The organism is Bacillus sp. LB7 (genome assembly GCF_030449715.1).
Lineage (GTDB): Bacteria > Bacillota > Bacilli > Bacillales > Bacillaceae > Bacillus > Bacillus paralicheniformis.
Window position 1 is genome coordinate 40,083 of record NZ_JASGCA010000022.1, and the last position, 15,676, is coordinate 55,758.

Annotated in this window: 16 protein-coding genes; all 16 read left to right on the top strand. The window is 45.6% G+C overall.

All coding sequences use genetic code 11. The features are described 5' to 3' along the window. Positions 1–68 precede the first annotated feature (68 nt). The 16 genes from tilS (at position 69) to lysS (ending at position 15,392) form a co-directional block, all read left to right on the top strand. On the top strand, positions 69–1,499 hold the full coding sequence (tilS, locus tag QMZ64_RS20280; protein WP_265625152.1) for a tRNA lysidine(34) synthetase TilS: 1,431 nt from the start codon (positions 69–71) through the stop codon (positions 1,497–1,499). Continuing rightward, on the top strand, positions 1,483–2,022 hold the full coding sequence (gene hpt, locus QMZ64_RS20285; RefSeq protein ID WP_003178236.1) for a hypoxanthine phosphoribosyltransferase: 540 nt from the start codon (positions 1,483–1,485) through the stop codon (positions 2,020–2,022). Before tilS ends, hpt begins: the two co-directional genes overlap by 17 nt. Positions 2,023–2,118: 96 nt before the next feature. Further along, the gene (ftsH, locus tag QMZ64_RS20290) at positions 2,119–4,038 is read left to right on the top strand and encodes an ATP-dependent zinc metalloprotease FtsH (RefSeq protein ID WP_065644004.1); all 1,920 of its coding nucleotides are present in this window, start codon (positions 2,119–2,121) and stop codon (positions 4,036–4,038) included. Positions 4,039–4,238: 200 nt separating this feature from the next. Further along, positions 4,239–5,015, top strand: coding sequence for a type III pantothenate kinase (locus tag QMZ64_RS20295; RefSeq protein WP_265625151.1), 777 nt, complete (start codon positions 4,239–4,241; stop codon positions 5,013–5,015). 11 nt (positions 5,016–5,026) lie between these two features. Continuing rightward, positions 5,027–5,896, top strand: a complete 870-nt coding sequence (hslO, locus tag QMZ64_RS20300; RefSeq protein WP_265625150.1) for an Hsp33 family molecular chaperone HslO — start codon at positions 5,027–5,029, stop codon at positions 5,894–5,896. A 52-nt stretch (positions 5,897–5,948) separates the two neighbouring features. Further along, on the top strand, positions 5,949–6,839 hold the full coding sequence (locus QMZ64_RS20305) for a peptidyl-prolyl cis-trans isomerase (protein ID WP_265625149.1): 891 nt from the start codon (positions 5,949–5,951) through the stop codon (positions 6,837–6,839). Positions 6,840–6,914: 75 nt separating this feature from the next. Beyond that, entirely contained in the window at positions 6,915–7,838 is a 924-nt protein-coding gene (gene cysK / locus QMZ64_RS20310) for a cysteine synthase A (protein ID WP_265625148.1), read from the top strand. Between the two features lie 198 nt (positions 7,839–8,036). Next, positions 8,037–9,467, top strand: a complete 1,431-nt coding sequence (locus QMZ64_RS20315) for an anthranilate synthase component I family protein (protein ID WP_265625147.1) — start codon at positions 8,037–8,039, stop codon at positions 9,465–9,467. Continuing rightward, the gene (pabA, locus tag QMZ64_RS20320; protein WP_265625146.1) at positions 9,464–10,048 is read left to right on the top strand and encodes an aminodeoxychorismate/anthranilate synthase component II; all 585 of its coding nucleotides are present in this window, start codon (positions 9,464–9,466) and stop codon (positions 10,046–10,048) included. The genes QMZ64_RS20315 and pabA overlap by 4 nt, the downstream gene beginning before the upstream one ends. Beyond that, entirely contained in the window at positions 10,045–10,896 is an 852-nt protein-coding gene (gene pabC / locus QMZ64_RS20325) for an aminodeoxychorismate lyase (RefSeq protein ID WP_265625145.1), read from the top strand. Before pabA ends, pabC begins: the two co-directional genes overlap by 4 nt. Positions 10,897–10,919: 23 nt before the next feature. Then, entirely contained in the window at positions 10,920–11,777 is an 858-nt protein-coding gene (folP, locus tag QMZ64_RS20330) for a dihydropteroate synthase (protein WP_265625144.1), read from the top strand. Continuing rightward, positions 11,770–12,132 carry a dihydroneopterin aldolase gene (gene folB, locus QMZ64_RS20335; protein WP_023855968.1) on the top strand — a complete coding sequence of 121 codons (363 nt, stop codon included), beginning with the start codon at positions 11,770–11,772 and terminating at the stop codon, positions 12,130–12,132. The genes folP and folB overlap by 8 nt, the downstream gene beginning before the upstream one ends. Further along, complete coding sequence (folK, locus tag QMZ64_RS20340; protein WP_265625143.1) at positions 12,129–12,629, top strand: 2-amino-4-hydroxy-6-hydroxymethyldihydropteridine diphosphokinase; 501 nt, start codon at positions 12,129–12,131, stop codon at positions 12,627–12,629. The genes folB and folK overlap by 4 nt, the downstream gene beginning before the upstream one ends. Next, positions 12,581–12,790, top strand: coding sequence for a helix-turn-helix domain-containing protein (locus QMZ64_RS20345; RefSeq protein WP_031304995.1), 210 nt, complete (start codon positions 12,581–12,583; stop codon positions 12,788–12,790). The genes folK and QMZ64_RS20345 overlap by 49 nt, the downstream gene beginning before the upstream one ends. A gap of 16 nt (positions 12,791–12,806) precedes the next feature. Further along, positions 12,807–13,808 carry a tRNA dihydrouridine synthase DusB gene (gene dusB, locus QMZ64_RS20350; RefSeq protein ID WP_020449833.1) on the top strand — a complete coding sequence of 334 codons (1,002 nt, stop codon included), beginning with the start codon at positions 12,807–12,809 and terminating at the stop codon, positions 13,806–13,808. An 84-nt stretch (positions 13,809–13,892) separates the two neighbouring features. Next, positions 13,893–15,392, top strand: a complete 1,500-nt coding sequence (lysS, locus tag QMZ64_RS20355) for a lysine--tRNA ligase (protein WP_265625142.1) — start codon at positions 13,893–13,895, stop codon at positions 15,390–15,392. Positions 15,393–15,676: the final 284 nt, after the last annotated feature.

Here is a 15,676-nt window from a genome sequence, read left to right on the forward strand (position 1 = left end):
GGACCGATTGAAAGTGTTAGGATATTTATATCTTTTGAAATACACCCTGCTCTTAGTGGGAGGACATTGTGAAAAGTATTGAAGATTTCATGAAAAAATACGAACTGTCATTTGATGGAGCGACACTGGTTTCAGGTGTCTCCGGAGGGCCTGATTCGATGGCTCTGCTGCATGCTCTGCACCGTACGGTTCCTGACTCGGCGACGCTGATTGCCGCACACGTCGATCATATGTTCAGAGGCGAAGAGTCTGAGCAGGATATGCGGTTCGTTCAGGACTACTGCGAGGCGGAAGGCATACAATGCGAGGCGGTGCAAATCGATGTCCTGACATTTGCCGCGGAAAACAATTTGAATAAACAGGCTGCTGCGAGAGAATGCCGGTATGCGTTTTTTCAAGAGTTAATGAAAAGGCGCCGGGCTGAATATCTGGTTCTGGCTCATCACGGAGATGATCAGGTGGAAACGATGCTGATGAAGATGGCAAAAGGCACTGTCGGGCTCGGGCTTGCCGGAATTCAGCCAAAGCGCCGTTTTGACAGCGGCTGGCTGCTCAGGCCGTTTCTAAGGCTGTCAAAGGATGATCTTTTGGCTTACTGCAAAGAGAATCGAATACCGTATAGAACCGATCCGAGCAACAGTGAGGATGATTACACCAGGAACCGGTTCAGGCACCATGTTCTCCCTTTTCTGAAGAAAGAGTCGGAAGATGTCCATAAAAGGTTTCAATCCGTCAGTGAAATCCTGACAGAAGACGAATTATACTTACAGGCATTAACGAAAGATAAAATGAATACAGTAATCACAAGCAAGTCAAGTTCCGGTGTCGAAATCAGCATCGATCGGCTTCTTGCACTCCCTATGCCTTTACAAAGAAGGGGAGTTCATCTAATATTAAACTATCTTTATGAAAACGTTCCATCAGCGTTTTCAGCCCATCATATTCAAGTGTTTCTGGATTGGATTTCACAAGGTGGACCATCCGGTTCCCTTGATTTTCCGAATGGGCTAAAAGTTGCAAAATCTTATCATACATGTTTGTTTACATTTCAGCGTTTACAATGTGAAAATGTTTCCTATCATTATGAAATAAGCGGGGCAGACGAAGAAGAACTGATGCTTCCCGACGGCTCCTCCCTTCATGTGAGCGGATCCGGTTCAACCCGGAAGCTGCAAGGAAACGATGTTTTTGCAACAAGTCCCAAGCAGGTTCAATTTCCCCTTTATGTACGGACAAGGCAAAATGGAGACCGAGTCAAACTTAAAGGGATGAACGGCTCAAAAAAGGTTAAAGATATATTTATTGATGAAAAAGTGCCTCTTGCGAAAAGAGACAGCTGGCCCATTGTAACAGACGCGGTTGGAAACATTATTTGGATACCTGGTCTGAAAAAAACCATTTTTGAGGAACTTGATGTTACAAACAATGATCGCATTGTATTACAATATAGACAGCATGAAAAGTGTAGGGGGCTAGCAAAGAATGAAACAGGATATTGAAAATATCTTGATCTCAGAAGAAGAGATCCAAAAGAAAGTCAAGGAGCTGGGCGCGACTCTGACAGAAGAGTACAGCGGCAAGTTTCCGCTGGCAATCGGTGTGTTAAAGGGAGCCATGCCGTTTATGGCTGATCTTTTGAAGCATATTGATACATATTTGGAAATGGATTTCATGGATGTATCAAGCTACGGCAGTTCAACGGTTTCTTCCGGAGAGGTAAAAATCATTAAGGATTTGGACACATCTGTAGAGGGCCGTGACATCTTAATTATTGAGGATATCATCGACAGTGGGCTGACCTTGAGTTATCTTGTAGAGCTTTTCCGATACCGCAAAGCTAAATCGATTAAGATCGTAACCCTTCTTGATAAACCAAGCGGGCGAAAAGCGGATATCAAAGCGGATTACGTCGGCTTTGAAGTTCCCGATGCTTTCGTTGTCGGATACGGTCTCGATTATGCTGAACGCTATCGTAACCTTCCGTACATCGGAGTGCTGAAACCTGCGGTTTATGAGAGCTGATTCGGGCTTGTTAGCGAAAGGGATATCTGTTGTATTGGAACGATTTTCTATGATACTATTGAACATAGTTGTGCTTACTGTGGGAGGAGGTAAGGAATGAATCGGGTCTTCCGTAATACCATTTTTTATTTACTTATTTTATTAGTTGTGATCGGAGTTGTGAGCTACTTCCAAACCGCAAATCCGAAAACAGAAAATATGACGTATAGTGACTTTGTTTCAAACCTAGATAACGGGAAGGTTGAAAATGTCTCCATCCAGCCTGTCAGGGGTGTGTACGAGGTTCGGGGACAGCTGACGACCTATGAGAAAGATCAATATTTCCTGACCCATGTTCCTGAAGGAAAAGGGGCAGATCAAATCATTGATCAAGTGAAAAAAACGAAGATACAAGTAGAACCTGCACAGGAAGCAAATGGATGGATGACGTTCTTTACCACCATCATCCCTTTTGTTATTATCTTCATTCTTTTCTTCTTCCTGCTTAATCAGGCTCAAGGCGGCGGAAGCCGTGTTATGAACTTTGGAAAAAGCAAGGCGAAGCTCTATACAGAAGAAAAGAAACGCGTCAAATTCAAAGATGTGGCAGGAGCGGATGAAGAAAAGCAAGAGCTTGTGGAAGTCGTTGATTTCCTCAAGGATCCCCGCAAATTCGCCGAACTCGGAGCAAGGATTCCGAAAGGCGTGCTTTTGGTCGGACCTCCGGGTACCGGTAAAACATTGCTGGCGAAAGCTTGTGCCGGTGAAGCTGGGGTGCCTTTCTTCAGCATCAGCGGATCTGACTTCGTTGAAATGTTCGTCGGGGTTGGTGCATCACGTGTTCGCGACTTGTTCGAAAACGCCAAGAAAAATGCGCCTTGTCTGATTTTCATCGATGAAATTGATGCTGTCGGACGCCAGCGGGGAGCAGGCCTTGGCGGAGGGCACGATGAACGTGAACAGACGCTCAACCAGCTTCTTGTTGAAATGGACGGATTCAGCGCCAATGAAGGAATCATCATTATCGCTGCGACAAACCGCGCCGATATTTTAGACCCTGCATTGCTGCGTCCGGGACGTTTTGACCGTCAAATTACCGTTGACCGCCCAGATGTCAAAGGCCGTGAAGCTGTACTTCAAGTACACGCAAGAAACAAGCCGCTTGATGAATCCGTAAACTTAAAAGCGATCGCGATGCGGACGCCTGGATTCTCAGGTGCAGACCTTGAAAACCTTCTAAATGAAGCGGCTCTCGTAGCGGCGCGTCAAGATAAGAAAAAGATCGATATGCGAGACATCGATGAAGCGACAGACCGCGTCATCGCCGGACCTGCAAAGAAAAGCAGGGTAATTTCGAAAAAAGAACGCAATATCGTGGCTTATCACGAGGCGGGACACACCGTAATTGGACTTGTCTTGGATGAAGCGGATATGGTGCATAAAGTAACGATCGTACCGCGCGGCCAAGCGGGCGGATATGCCGTCATGCTTCCTAAGGAAGACCGTTATTTCCAAACCAAACCCGAACTTCTTGATAAGATCGTCGGCTTGCTTGGAGGCCGTGTAGCTGAAGAAATCATCTTCGGTGAGGTCAGCACGGGTGCCCATAACGACTTCCAGCGCGCTACAGGCATTGCCAGACGAATGGTAACCGAATTCGGTATGTCTGAAAAGCTCGGTCCTCTTCAATTCGGACAATCGCAAGGCGGGCAAGTGTTCTTAGGACGCGATTTCAACAATGACCAGAACTACAGCGACGCGATTGCGTATGAAATCGATAAAGAAATTCAGCGCTTCATTAAGGAATGTTATGAACGTGCAAAAACAATCCTTACGGAAAATCGCGACAAACTTGAGCTGATCGCTCAAACGTTGCTGGAAGTTGAAACGCTCGACGCTGAGCAAATCAAACATTTGTCTGAGCACGGAAGACTTCCTGATCGCACATATTCTGATGATCAGGAAAAGACAGACGATGTGAAAGTTAACATCAATAAACGAGATGACGAAGAGAAAAACGAGGATGAAAAAGAGTAACGACTCTATTCCGCCTCTTCAAGAAAACTGCCAAGCGCTGCTTTTGGCAGTTTTCTTTTTTATGGTTGAAAAAACCTCTTTGGAAAATCTTTGTTCACTATGATTTGATTCGTTTACAAACAGAATCGGCATCGTGTATTGTATGATGGTAGAATGTTTTATGCCCAAGTAAGAGAAACTAGTCAAAAGTGGTGATCAGAATGTTGCTTGTTATAGATGTGGGAAATACAAACACCGTCCTCGGCATCTACCACGAGGGAGAGCTCGAATATCATTGGCGGATTGAGACAAGCCGTCATAAAACGGAAGATGAATTCGGCATGCTTCTTCGTTCTTTATTTGATTATGTCGGACTGATGTTTGACCAGATCGAAGGAATTATTATTTCATCAGTTGTACCTCCGATCATGTTCTCCCTCGAAAGAATGTGTATTAAATATTTTCAGATCGAGCCTCAGATTGTCGGTCCGGGAATGAAAACAGGATTAAACATAAAATACGATAATCCGAAAGAAGTCGGAGCAGACCGCATTGTAAATGCAGTGGCGGCTATTCATCTCTATGGAAGCCCCCTGATTGTCGTTGATTTTGGAACCGCTACAACGTACTGTTATATTAACGAGCGCAAGGAGTACATGGGCGGTGCGATCGCGCCGGGCATCACGATTTCAACTGAAGCGCTTTATTCGAGAGCTGCCAAGCTTCCCAGAATTGAAATTGCACGGCCAGATCATATTGTCGGCAAAAGTACGGTCAGCGCGATGCAGTCCGGAATCCTTTACGGTTATGTCGGACAGGTTGAAGGCATTGTCAAACGGATGAAGTGGCAGTCCAAGAAAAATCCGAAAGTCATTGCGACGGGCGGTCTTGCTTCATTGATAGCAGACGAATCGGAATGCATCGATATCGTTGACCCGTTCCTTACGTTGAAGGGACTAGAGCTTATTTATGAACGGAATCGTGTTGAAAGTGTATAGGAGGATGAGGTATGGATTATTTAGTGAAAGCCATCGCATATGACGGCAAAGTGAGAGCATATGCAGCGAATACAACAGAAACGATTCATGAAGCCCAAAGAAGGCATAACACATGGCCTACCGCTTCCGCCGCTTTAGGAAGAACGATGACGGCGGCTGTCATGCTCGGTGCCATGCTGAAAGGCGAAGACAAGCTTACCGTCAAGATTGAAGGAGGCGGACCGATCGGCGCGATTGTCGCTGACGGAAATGCAAAAGGAGATGTCAGGGGCTACGTGTCCAATCCGCACGTTCATTTCGACTTAAATGAACACGGCAAACTGGACGTCAGAAGAGCCGTCGGCACGTCCGGCACACTAAGCGTAGTAAAAGATCTCGGTCTCCGCGATTTATTTACAGGCCAGGTTGAGATCGTTTCCGGAGAAATCGGCGAGGATTTTACATATTATCTCGTATCTTCTGAACAGGTTCCTTCTTCGGTGGGTGTAGGGGTGCTCGTCAATCCCGACAATACGATTTTAGCTGCAGGCGGATTTATCCTTCAGCTGCTGCCGGGCACGGACGATGAAACCATCACGAAGCTTGAAACAAACCTTTCTCAAGTGGAGCCCATTTCAAAGCTGATACAGAAAGGTCTGACACCTGAGGAAGTGCTGGCTGCGGTATTGGGAGAAGAACCGGAAGTACTGGAAACCGTTCCTGTCCAGTTTACATGCAATTGTTCAAAAGAGCGTTTCACAAGAGGCATCATCGGTCTTGGCAAAGATGAAATTCAACAGATGATTGATGAAGATGACCAAGCTGAGGCTCAATGCCATTTTTGCAATGAAACGTATCTGTTTACAAAGGAAGAGCTAGAAGCGATTCGAGATGAAATATAAGCCCGCTATGCAGTAGCGGGTCTTTTACAATGGGGAAAGGGGAGACACCATATTGAAATCAAGAACACTTTGGCCGATTATTTTAGGTGCGATTTTTGTCAATTGTATCGTGATCGCGTATGTTCTGACGAAATCGCAGACAGCTTCTTCACCGTCCGCTCAAGAAGTCATTGCACATATCGGAAAAAACGGCATCACGCGTGAAGAATGGCTGAGCGAAATGGAAGAGCGCTACGGAAAATCAACGCTTGAAGATATGATCAACGACCGCGTTGTCACCCAAATGGCCGAAAAAAATAAGATCAAAGTGTCTGATGAAGACATTGAAAGAGAATTTCTGCTGATTAAAGCTGTGTACAATTCCTTCTACGAAGACGAAGACACGACAGAAAAAGAATGGAAAGGGCAGATCAAGCATAATATTCTTCTTGAAGAGCTTCTGACAAAAGATATTGTGATTTCTGACAGCGAATTGAAGTCATTCTATAACAAGAATAAGGACTTATATAAATTCGATGATTCTTATCGCCTCAAGCATATCGTTGTCAAAGATAAAGACGAAGCAGAACAAGTTCTTAAAGAGCTGAAAGAAGGATCCAGCTTTGAAGCAGCTGCGGCTGAACACTCGACTGACCGGTACACGGCTCCTTACGGCGGCGACCTCGGGTTCGTCAATGATCAGCACGAAAACATTCCGGCCGAATATTTAGAGAAAGCTCAGCAGCTAAAGGAAAATCAATGGGTGGATGAACCGATTAAAACGAGCCAGGGCTATGCAATCATCCAGCTCAAAGAAAAGCTCCCGGGGCAAGCTTTCACTTACAGCGAAGTGAAAGATCAAATCAGAAGGCAGATCGCGATGGATCAATTAGGCGACAAAGCTTCGGTGAAGACGCTTTGGAAAGATGCGAAAGTATCTTGGTTTTATGACGATAAAAAATAAAGATTGACAAAATATTTTGATATTGATAAATTAGATATAATCCCAATAAAATTACTCGGAAATTGAGGTGTTCAAATGGTTCGCGTTGCAAACTCTGTTTATGACTTAATCGGAAATACACCTGTCGTTAAATTAAATCGACTAGTTGATGAAGACAGTGCTGAAGTATATGTGAAACTAGAGTATATGAACCCTGGAAGCAGCGTAAAAGACCGAATTGCGCTTGCCATGATAGAAGACGCTGAAGAGAAAGGCCTTCTGAAAGAAGGAGATACACTGATTGAACCGACCAGCGGAAATACGGGAATCGGACTTGCCATGGTCGCTGCAGCGAAGGGCATCAAAGCGATTCTTGTTATGCCTGATACAATGAGTTCTGAGCGCCGCAACCTTCTGCGTGCATATGGAGCTGAGCTTGTGCTGACTCCGGGTGCAGAAGGAATGAAAGGCGCGATTAAAAAAGCGGAAGAACTGGCTGAGGAACACGGCTATTTTATGCCTCAGCAATTTAACAATCCTGCGAACGCAGAAGTTCACCGCCGCACGACGGGAAAAGAAATCGCCGAACAATTCGGAGACGGTTTAGATGCATTCATTGCAGGTATCGGAACCGGCGGAACGATAACAGGTGCCGGAGAAGTCCTGAAAGAAAAAAATCCGTCCATCAAGATTTTCGCGGTGGAACCGACTGATTCTCCTGTTCTTTCCGGTGGAAAACCAGGCCCGCACAAAATTCAGGGAATCGGAGCGGGATTCGTTCCGAAAATCTTGAATACGGAAATTTACGATGAAATCATCACAGTGAAAAACGAAGAAGCCTTTGAATTTGCCCGTAAAGCGGCGAGAGAAGAAGGTATTCTCGGAGGAATTTCTTCGGGCGCGGCGATTTATGCTGCTCTTCAAGTCGCTAAAAAGCTTGGGAAAGGCAAAAAAGTTCTCGCTGTGCTTCCTAGTAACGGAGAGAGATACTTAAGCACGCCTCTTTATCAATTTGAATAGGCTCCAGCTGAAACGGGAGGCTGCCGACGATGTCGGCGGCCTTTTGTTATTCACGGACGAGGCCATTTTAAAAGCTCGGTGTCCTTGAGTGAACATGCTCAAGGACTTTTTTCTATATTGGAAATGAAATTCTCTTTTCCTAGAAAAAAGATATGCATTACAATAAGGACATTAGACTAACGGCAGAGGAATGATATGATGAGACAACGAAGGCCTGTAGCCAGAGCGTTCCCATTTTCCAATCAAAGGTTTTTAGAGCAATTTGAAAGCCTGTCGAAAGGAAAGCAATACCGCGTTCTGCTCGAAAGCGCGAGAGGCGGAGAATACAGCATAGCCGGGCTCGACCCTGTCGCAATAGCAAAAGGGAAAGACGGCATCACGACGATTCAATACAAAGGGGACATCATATTCAAAGAGGGGGATCCGTTTCTGCAGTTTTCTCAGTGGTTTGAAACGCTGAAAACGGAGACGGTTGCAGATTTTCCCGACTTTCAGGGCGGGGCTGTCGGTTTTCTAAGCTATGACTATGCCCGATATATTGAGAAATTCAAAATCCTGTCTATCGATGATCTGCAAACGCCGGATTTATTCTTTCTCGTATTTGATGATATAGCCGTCTATGACCATAAGCAGCAGCAGCTTTGGGTGATTACCCACACCGATGAAGAAACGCCGGCCGCTGCGGAAGAGAAATTGGACAGGCTTGAGCAAATGTGGAATGCGGAACATCCGAAGACCGCTGGCGGTCATCAACCAAATGATAATAAAAGCCCGTCATTCGCGGCCTCATTTACAGAAACCGGCTTTTCTCAGGCCGTTGAGAAAGTGAAGCAATACATTGCAAGCGGCGACGTATTTCAGGTGAACCTTTCTGTTCGCCAGTCGGAGCGCCTGTCTGCGCCTCCTTATGAGGTGTATAAGATGTTAAGAGAAATCAACCCTTCTCCGTACATGTCCTACTTGGAAACCCCGGATTTTCAAATCATCTGCGGGTCGCCCGAACTGCTCATTAAGAAAAAGGGCACCAGGCTTGAAACAAGACCGATTGCCGGGACGAGATCCCGCGGGGCGAATGAAGCGGAGGATGAAGCGCTCGCGAACGAACTGATCATGAATGAAAAAGAGCGCGCCGAACATGTGATGCTCGTTGATTTAGAGCGTAATGACCTCGGCAGGGTCTCCAAGTACGGTTCGGTCAGGGTCGATGAATTCATGGTGATTGAGAAGTATTCCCACGTTATGCATATCGTCTCTAACGTGTGCGGTGAACTTAGGGACGAATGCGATGCCGTGGATGTCATCCATGCTGTGTTTCCCGGCGGTACGATTACAGGAGCGCCGAAAGTCAGAACGATGGAAATTATAGAGGAGCTTGAGCCGACGAGACGGGGGCTTTATACTGGTTCTATAGGATGGTTCGGATATAATCAGGATATGCACTTTAATATCGTTATCCGAACGATTTATGTGAAAGCGGGCCAGGCGTTCATGCAGTCCGGAGCTGGAATCGTCATCGATTCCAACCCTAAGCATGAATATAAAGAGTCAATTAAAAAGGCCCTGGCGATGAAAAAGGCGCTGCAGTTGAGTGAAGAAGAGAAAAAAGAGCAGAGGAGAGCTGAGATATGATTCTAATGATCGACAATTACGATTCATTTACGTACAATTTGGTTCAGTATTTAGGCGAGCTTGGCGAGGAGTTAGTCGTCAAGCGGAACGATGAGATCACGCTTCAGGAAATAGAGGATATGTCGCCTGACTTTTTGATGATATCTCCCGGTCCTTGCAGTCCGGATGAGGCCGGGATCAGCCTTGAAGCGATCCGCCATTTTGCCGGGAAGATACCGATTTTCGGAGTCTGTCTCGGACATCAGTCGATCGCCCAGGTTTTCGGCGGCGATGTTGTCAGGGCGGAACGGTTAATGCATGGGAAAACTTCCGAGATTTTGCACGACGGGTTGACGGTCTTTAAAGACTTGGAATATCCGCTTACGGCCACGAGGTATCATTCGTTGATCGTCAAACCGGATACGCTGCCCGGTTGTTTTGTGACATCGGCTTGGACGGAAGAAGGGGAGATTATGGCCATCAGGCATAAAGAACTGCCCATTGAAGGCGTTCAGTTCCATCCGGAGTCGATTATGACTGCCTCCGGAAAAGAAATGCTGAAGAATTTTATTGAGACTTACCGAAAGAAAGTGAACACATGATCATTTACCTGAACGGTCAATATGTGAAGGAGGAGGAAGCAAGACTTTCTCCTTTTGACCATGGTTTTTTATACGGAATCGGGGTATTTGAAACGTTCCGCCTTTATGAAGGGGAGCCCTTCCTTTTAGACCGGCATATGGACAGACTGAACAACGCTTTGGAACAGCTGAGAATTGAGCTGGAGCTGACAAAAAGCGAAGTGCTTGCCATTCTTGACAGGCTGCTTCAGTTGAATCAGCCCCCGAATCTGGATGCCAAGGTCCGGTTAAATATATCTGCCGGTCCCGGTGACTCAGGTCTTTTTCCTGATTCATACAAAAAACCCGGTGTTATGGTGATGATGAATCCTTTTCATCCTGAATCGGTTCCGGTTGAAAAGGAGGGTGTCATTTTACAGGTCCGACGCAATACGCCAGAAGGTCCGTTCCGCTTGAAATCACATCACTTTTTAAATAATCTGTTCGGAAAAAGAGAGCTCGGACCAGACGCTGCCAAAGAAGGGATTTTTCTTACCGAATGCGGAGCTGTAGCCGAAGGGATCATTTCCAACATTTTTTGGCAAAAAGACGGTTGTGTATATACACCTTCTCTTGATACCGGTATATTAGGCGGCGTCACCCGGCGTTATGTCATCGAGCGCCTTGAAGATATGGGAATCGAAGTCATGCAGGGAGTATACCCTTTAAAGGAGCTTCTCTTTGCGGACGAAGCATGGATGACCAATTCCGTACAGGAAATCGTTCCATTCCGGAGAATCGGCAGCACTGAATTTCCGGGAAAGGATGGAAATTTGTCGAAACGTCTGCAAGAGGCATACACTAACGATAGAAAAGCAGCAAAAGACTAAATTTCAATTAAAGGGTGAAGGATATGGCGCTTCAAACAGCGGTGCGTTCAAAGAAGCTGATCGCAAAGCAATACACATTGTCTTATGAAGATAAAACATTGATCATGGGGATTTTAAATGTGACGCCCGATTCTTTCTCAGACGGCGGAAAATATAACAGCATCGACCGCGCCGTCATTCATGCAAAGCAAATGATCGAAGACGGCGCCCATATCCTTGATATCGGAGGAGAATCGACAAGGCCGGGAGCGGAAAAGGTTTCTCTCGATGAGGAGCTGTCAAGGGTCATACCTGTAATTGAAAAACTTGTTCAGGAAATCGACGTGCCGATTTCCGTTGACACTTATAAAGCAAAAGTGGCGGATGAAGCGCTTAATGCCGGTGCAGCGATTATCAATGATGTCTGGGGAGCGAAAGCAGACCCTGACATGGCCCGGGTTGCGGCCGCTCATAATGTGCCGATTATCTTGATGCATAACCGCGAGGAACGGAATTATAACGACTTGATCCCGGACATGCTGTCTGATTTGATGGAATGTGTGAGCATCGCAAAATCAGCAGGCGTTCAAGATCATCACATCGTCCTTGATCCCGGTATCGGCTTTGCCAAAACGTATCATGACAATCTGGCGGTCATGAACCAGCTTGAGAAATTCAGCGAACTCGGATACCCGGTTTTATTGGGGACGTCACGCAAAAAATTTATCGGCCGCGTCCTGGATCTTCCGCCTGAGGAGAGGGCGGAAGGCACGGGCGCGACGGTATGCCTCGGTATTCAAAAAGGGTGCGATATCGTCAGGGTGCATGACGTCAAGCAAATTTCCAGGATGGCAAAAATGATGGATGCCATGATTGATAAAGGAGGCGTTTATCATCGATAAAGTGTATGTAGAGGGCATGGAGTTTTATGGATATCACGGTGTTTTCAAAGAAGAAAACAAACTTGGCCAAAGATTCCGCGTTGATCTGACAGCTTTTCTAGACTTAAGCGAAGCCGGAAAAACGGATCGTATTGATGCCACCATTAACTATGCAGATCTGTATAAGCTGTGCAAAGAGGTTGTGGAGGGAGAGCCGGTTAACCTTGTCGAGACCCTCGCAGAAACGATTGCCGCAAAGGTGCTGAAGCATTTTGAAGCGGTTCAGGAATGTACGGTCAAAGTCGTCAAGCCTGATCCGCCTATACCGGGACACTATAAATCGGTGGCCATCGAGATGACGAGGAAACGACAATGAACAACACGGCATATATAGCGCTCGGCTCGAATATCGGCCAGCGGGAAGAATATTTAAAAAAAGCTGTCTCTCTCCTCCATCAACATCCGTCTGTACAGGTGACGGACATCTCGTCGATTTATGAAACAGATCCTGTCGGGTATACAGAACAAGATCTATTTTTAAACATGGCTGCAGCTGTTAAAACATCTCTTTCACCGTTTGAATTGCTTGAGTTGACTCAGCGTATTGAAAAAGAACTCGGCCGCAAACGCGACATCAGATGGGGGCCGAGAACTGCAGACCTTGACATTTTGTTGTATAATCGTGAAAATATTGAGACAGAGCAACTTATCGTTCCTCATCCTAGAATGCATGAACGTTTGTTTGTGCTCATCCCGCTGCTGGAGATTTATCCGGATCTTGAGGGAGCTGTCAATCATGCGAAAAATCAAGAAGGTGTAAGAGTATGGAAGCAGAAATCTGGGGTAGACGAATTCGTGCATACCGAAAGCTGAAGGGTTATACTCAAGAAGGGTTTGCAAAAGCATTGGGTATATCCGTTTCTGTGCTTGGTGAAGTAGAACGCGGGAATCGTATGCCGTCGGAAAGCATGCTCAGGGATGTAGCCAATACTTTAAATATTACAGTGGAGGAATTATCTCCATCAGAAGAATAAGAAAGGAGGACTAGAAATGTTTAAAATCGGTGATATAGAATTAAAAAACAGGGTTGTGCTTGCGCCGATGGCCGGTGTCTGCAACTCCGCCTTCCGCTTGACGGTTAAGGAATTCGGAGCGGGGTTAGTCTGCGCCGAAATGGTCAGCGATAAAGCGATCCTTTACAATAATGCAAAAACGATGGGAATGCTTTATATCGATGAACGTGAAAAACCGCTCAGCCTGCAGATCTTCGGCGGCGAAAAAGAAACGCTTGTCGAAGCGGCGAGGTTTGTTGATCAAAACACAACTGCGGATATTATTGATATAAACATGGGATGTCCGGTGCCAAAGATCACAAAATGTGATGCAGGAGCTAAATGGCTGCTTGATCCGAATAAAATTTATGAAATGGTTTCAGCAGTAGTGGAGGCCGTTGACAAGCCGGTGACCGTCAAAATGAGAATGGGCTGGGATGAAGACCATATCTTTGCCGTTGAGAATGCGAAAGCTGTAGAGCGCGCCGGCGGAAAAGCGGTCGCTCTTCACGGACGGACCCGCGTGCAAATGTACGAAGGAACGGCGAACTGGGATATTATCAAAGAAGTGAAGCAGTCCGTTTCAATACCGGTAATCGGAAACGGTGATGTCAAAACTCCGCAAGATGCAAAACGCATGCTTGATGAAACAGGGGTTGACGGTGTCATGATCGGCCGTGCAGCGCTGGGTAACCCGTGGATGATTTACCGTACGGTTCACTATTTGGAAACAGGCGAATTGAAAGATGAGCCAAAAGTGCGTGAGAAAATGTCTGTCTGCAAACTTCACCTTGACCGATTAATCGGGCTGAAAGGAGAAAATGTTGCGGTCCGCGAAATGAGAAAGCACGCAGCCTGGTATCTAAAAGGCATAAGAGGAAACGCAAAGGTCCGGAATGAAATCAACCATTGCGAAACGAGGGATGAGCTCGTTCAGCTTTTAGACGCGTTTACGATTGAAGCCGAGGCAAAAGAGCTTCAGGATGCAAAAGTAGGATAAATCCGACCTCTGCTCACTGCCAGTTTTCACTGGCAGTTTTTCTGCTTTTTTCCTGAAAGACTAAAAGTAACGGAGTGATATATGATGAGTCATGAAGAGCATAACCATGAAGAATTAAACGACCAGCTGCAAGTCAGGCGCGATAAAATGAATCAATTGAGAGAAAACGGGAAAGATCCTTTCGGGCAGCGTTTTGACCGCACCCATCAATCAACTGATCTCATTGAATCGTATAATGAATTCTCAAAAGAAGAATTAGAGGAAAAAGCAATTGAAGTGACGATTGCCGGCCGGATGATGACAAAGCGCGGAAAAGGAAAAGCGGGATTTGCGCACATTCAGGATTTAAAGGGCCAGATTCAGATCTATGTCAGAAAAGACAGTGTCGGTGAAGAGCAGTACGAATGGTTTAAAAGCTCTGACCTCGGGGACATCGTCGGCGTTACAGGCGTCATGTTTAAAACGAATGTAGGCGAATTGTCTGTGAAAGCTACATCTTTTGATTTATTAACAAAAGCACTTCGTCCGCTTCCGGACAAATATCACGGATTAAAAGACATCGAACAGCGCTACCGTCAGCGTTATTTAGACTTGATCGTAAATCCGGAAAGCAAAAATACGTTTATTACGCGCAGCAAAATCATTCAATCGATGAGAAGATACTTAGATGACCACGGATACTTAGAAGTTGAGACGCCTACGATGCACGCGATTCCGGGCGGAGCGTCTGCCCGTCCGTTCATTACGCATCATAATGCGCTTGATATGCCGCTTTACATGAGGATCGCTATCGAGCTCCATTTGAAAAGGCTGATTGTCGGCGGATTGGAAAAAGTCTATGAAATCGGACGTGTATTCAGAAATGAAGGGGTTTCCACACGGCACAATCCTGAATTTACGATGATCGAACTTTACGAAGCTTATGCTGACTATAAAGATATTATGAGCTTGACGGAAAACCTTATCGCTCATATTGCACAAGAAGTGCATGGCACTACAACCGTTCAATACGGAGATTATGAAGTTGACCTCAAGCCTGAATGGAAGAGACTTCATATGGTCGATGCTGTTAAAGAAGCCACCGGTGTGGACTTCTGGAAGGAAGTATCGGTTGAAGAAGCAAGAGCATTCGCGAAAGAACACGGAATTGAAATTTCTGAAAGCATGTCAGTAGGACATATCATTAATGAGTTCTTCGAGCAAAAAGTTGAAGAAACGTTGATTCAGCCTACTTTTATATACGGACACCCTGTGGAGATTTCTCCGCTCGCTAAGAAAAACCCTGAAGACCCTCGATTTACAGACCGTTTTGAGCTGTTTATCGTAGGCCGTGAACACGCGAATGCATTTACTGAATTAAATGATCCTATCGACCAAAAAGAACGCTTTGAAGCGCAATTAAAAGAACGTGAAGAAGGAAACGATGAGGCGCATATGATGGATGAAGACTTTGTCGAAGCACTGGAGTACGGAATGCCTCCTACCGGTGGTCTTGGAATCGGTATTGACAGACTGATTATGCTTTTGACGAATTCTCCTTCAATCAGGGACGTTTTACTATTCCCGCAAATGAGACATCGTTAATTGACGTTTGGGCAGCAGCAGCGTAACAAGCGGCTGCTGCCCATTTAAAACAAATTAAATTTTTTCTCAAAAAAGTATTGCACAATCATAAATACGGTGGTATATTATTATTCGTTGCCGCAAAACGGCGGCGAAAGAAAAAAAGAACTTAAAAAAAGTTCTTGACTTAATATCCGAGATTGGATATAATATAAAAGTCGCTTTAATAATGATCTTTGAAAACTAAACAAGACAAACGTACCTGTTAATTCATTAAATAAATCGCACATTTGTTGTGCGTAGTC

Bases quoted from the DNA above. Each gene is read 5' to 3' on its own strand.
- lysS (WP_265625142.1), top strand. From the start codon at position 13,893: ATGAGTCATGAAGAGCATAACCATGAAGAATTAAACGACCAGCTGCAA.
- QMZ64_RS20345 (WP_031304995.1), top strand. From the start codon at position 12,581: ATGGAAGCAGAAATCTGGGGTAGACGAATTCGTGCATACCGAAAGCTG.
- dusB (WP_020449833.1), top strand. From the start codon at position 12,807: ATGTTTAAAATCGGTGATATAGAATTAAAAAACAGGGTTGTGCTTGCG.
- pabA (WP_265625146.1), top strand. From the start codon at position 9,464: ATGATTCTAATGATCGACAATTACGATTCATTTACGTACAATTTGGTT.
- folP (WP_265625144.1), top strand. From the start codon at position 10,920: ATGGCGCTTCAAACAGCGGTGCGTTCAAAGAAGCTGATCGCAAAGCAA.
- hpt (WP_003178236.1), top strand. From the start codon at position 1,483: ATGAAACAGGATATTGAAAATATCTTGATCTCAGAAGAAGAGATCCAA.
- QMZ64_RS20295 (WP_265625151.1), top strand. From the start codon at position 4,239: ATGTTGCTTGTTATAGATGTGGGAAATACAAACACCGTCCTCGGCATC.
- QMZ64_RS20315 (WP_265625147.1), top strand. From the start codon at position 8,037: ATGAGACAACGAAGGCCTGTAGCCAGAGCGTTCCCATTTTCCAATCAA.
- cysK (WP_265625148.1), top strand. From the start codon at position 6,915: ATGGTTCGCGTTGCAAACTCTGTTTATGACTTAATCGGAAATACACCT.
- folK (WP_265625143.1), top strand. From the start codon at position 12,129: ATGAACAACACGGCATATATAGCGCTCGGCTCGAATATCGGCCAGCGG.
- pabC (WP_265625145.1), top strand. From the start codon at position 10,045: ATGATCATTTACCTGAACGGTCAATATGTGAAGGAGGAGGAAGCAAGA.
- ftsH (WP_065644004.1), top strand. From the start codon at position 2,119: ATGAATCGGGTCTTCCGTAATACCATTTTTTATTTACTTATTTTATTA.
- hslO (WP_265625150.1), top strand. From the start codon at position 5,027: ATGGATTATTTAGTGAAAGCCATCGCATATGACGGCAAAGTGAGAGCA.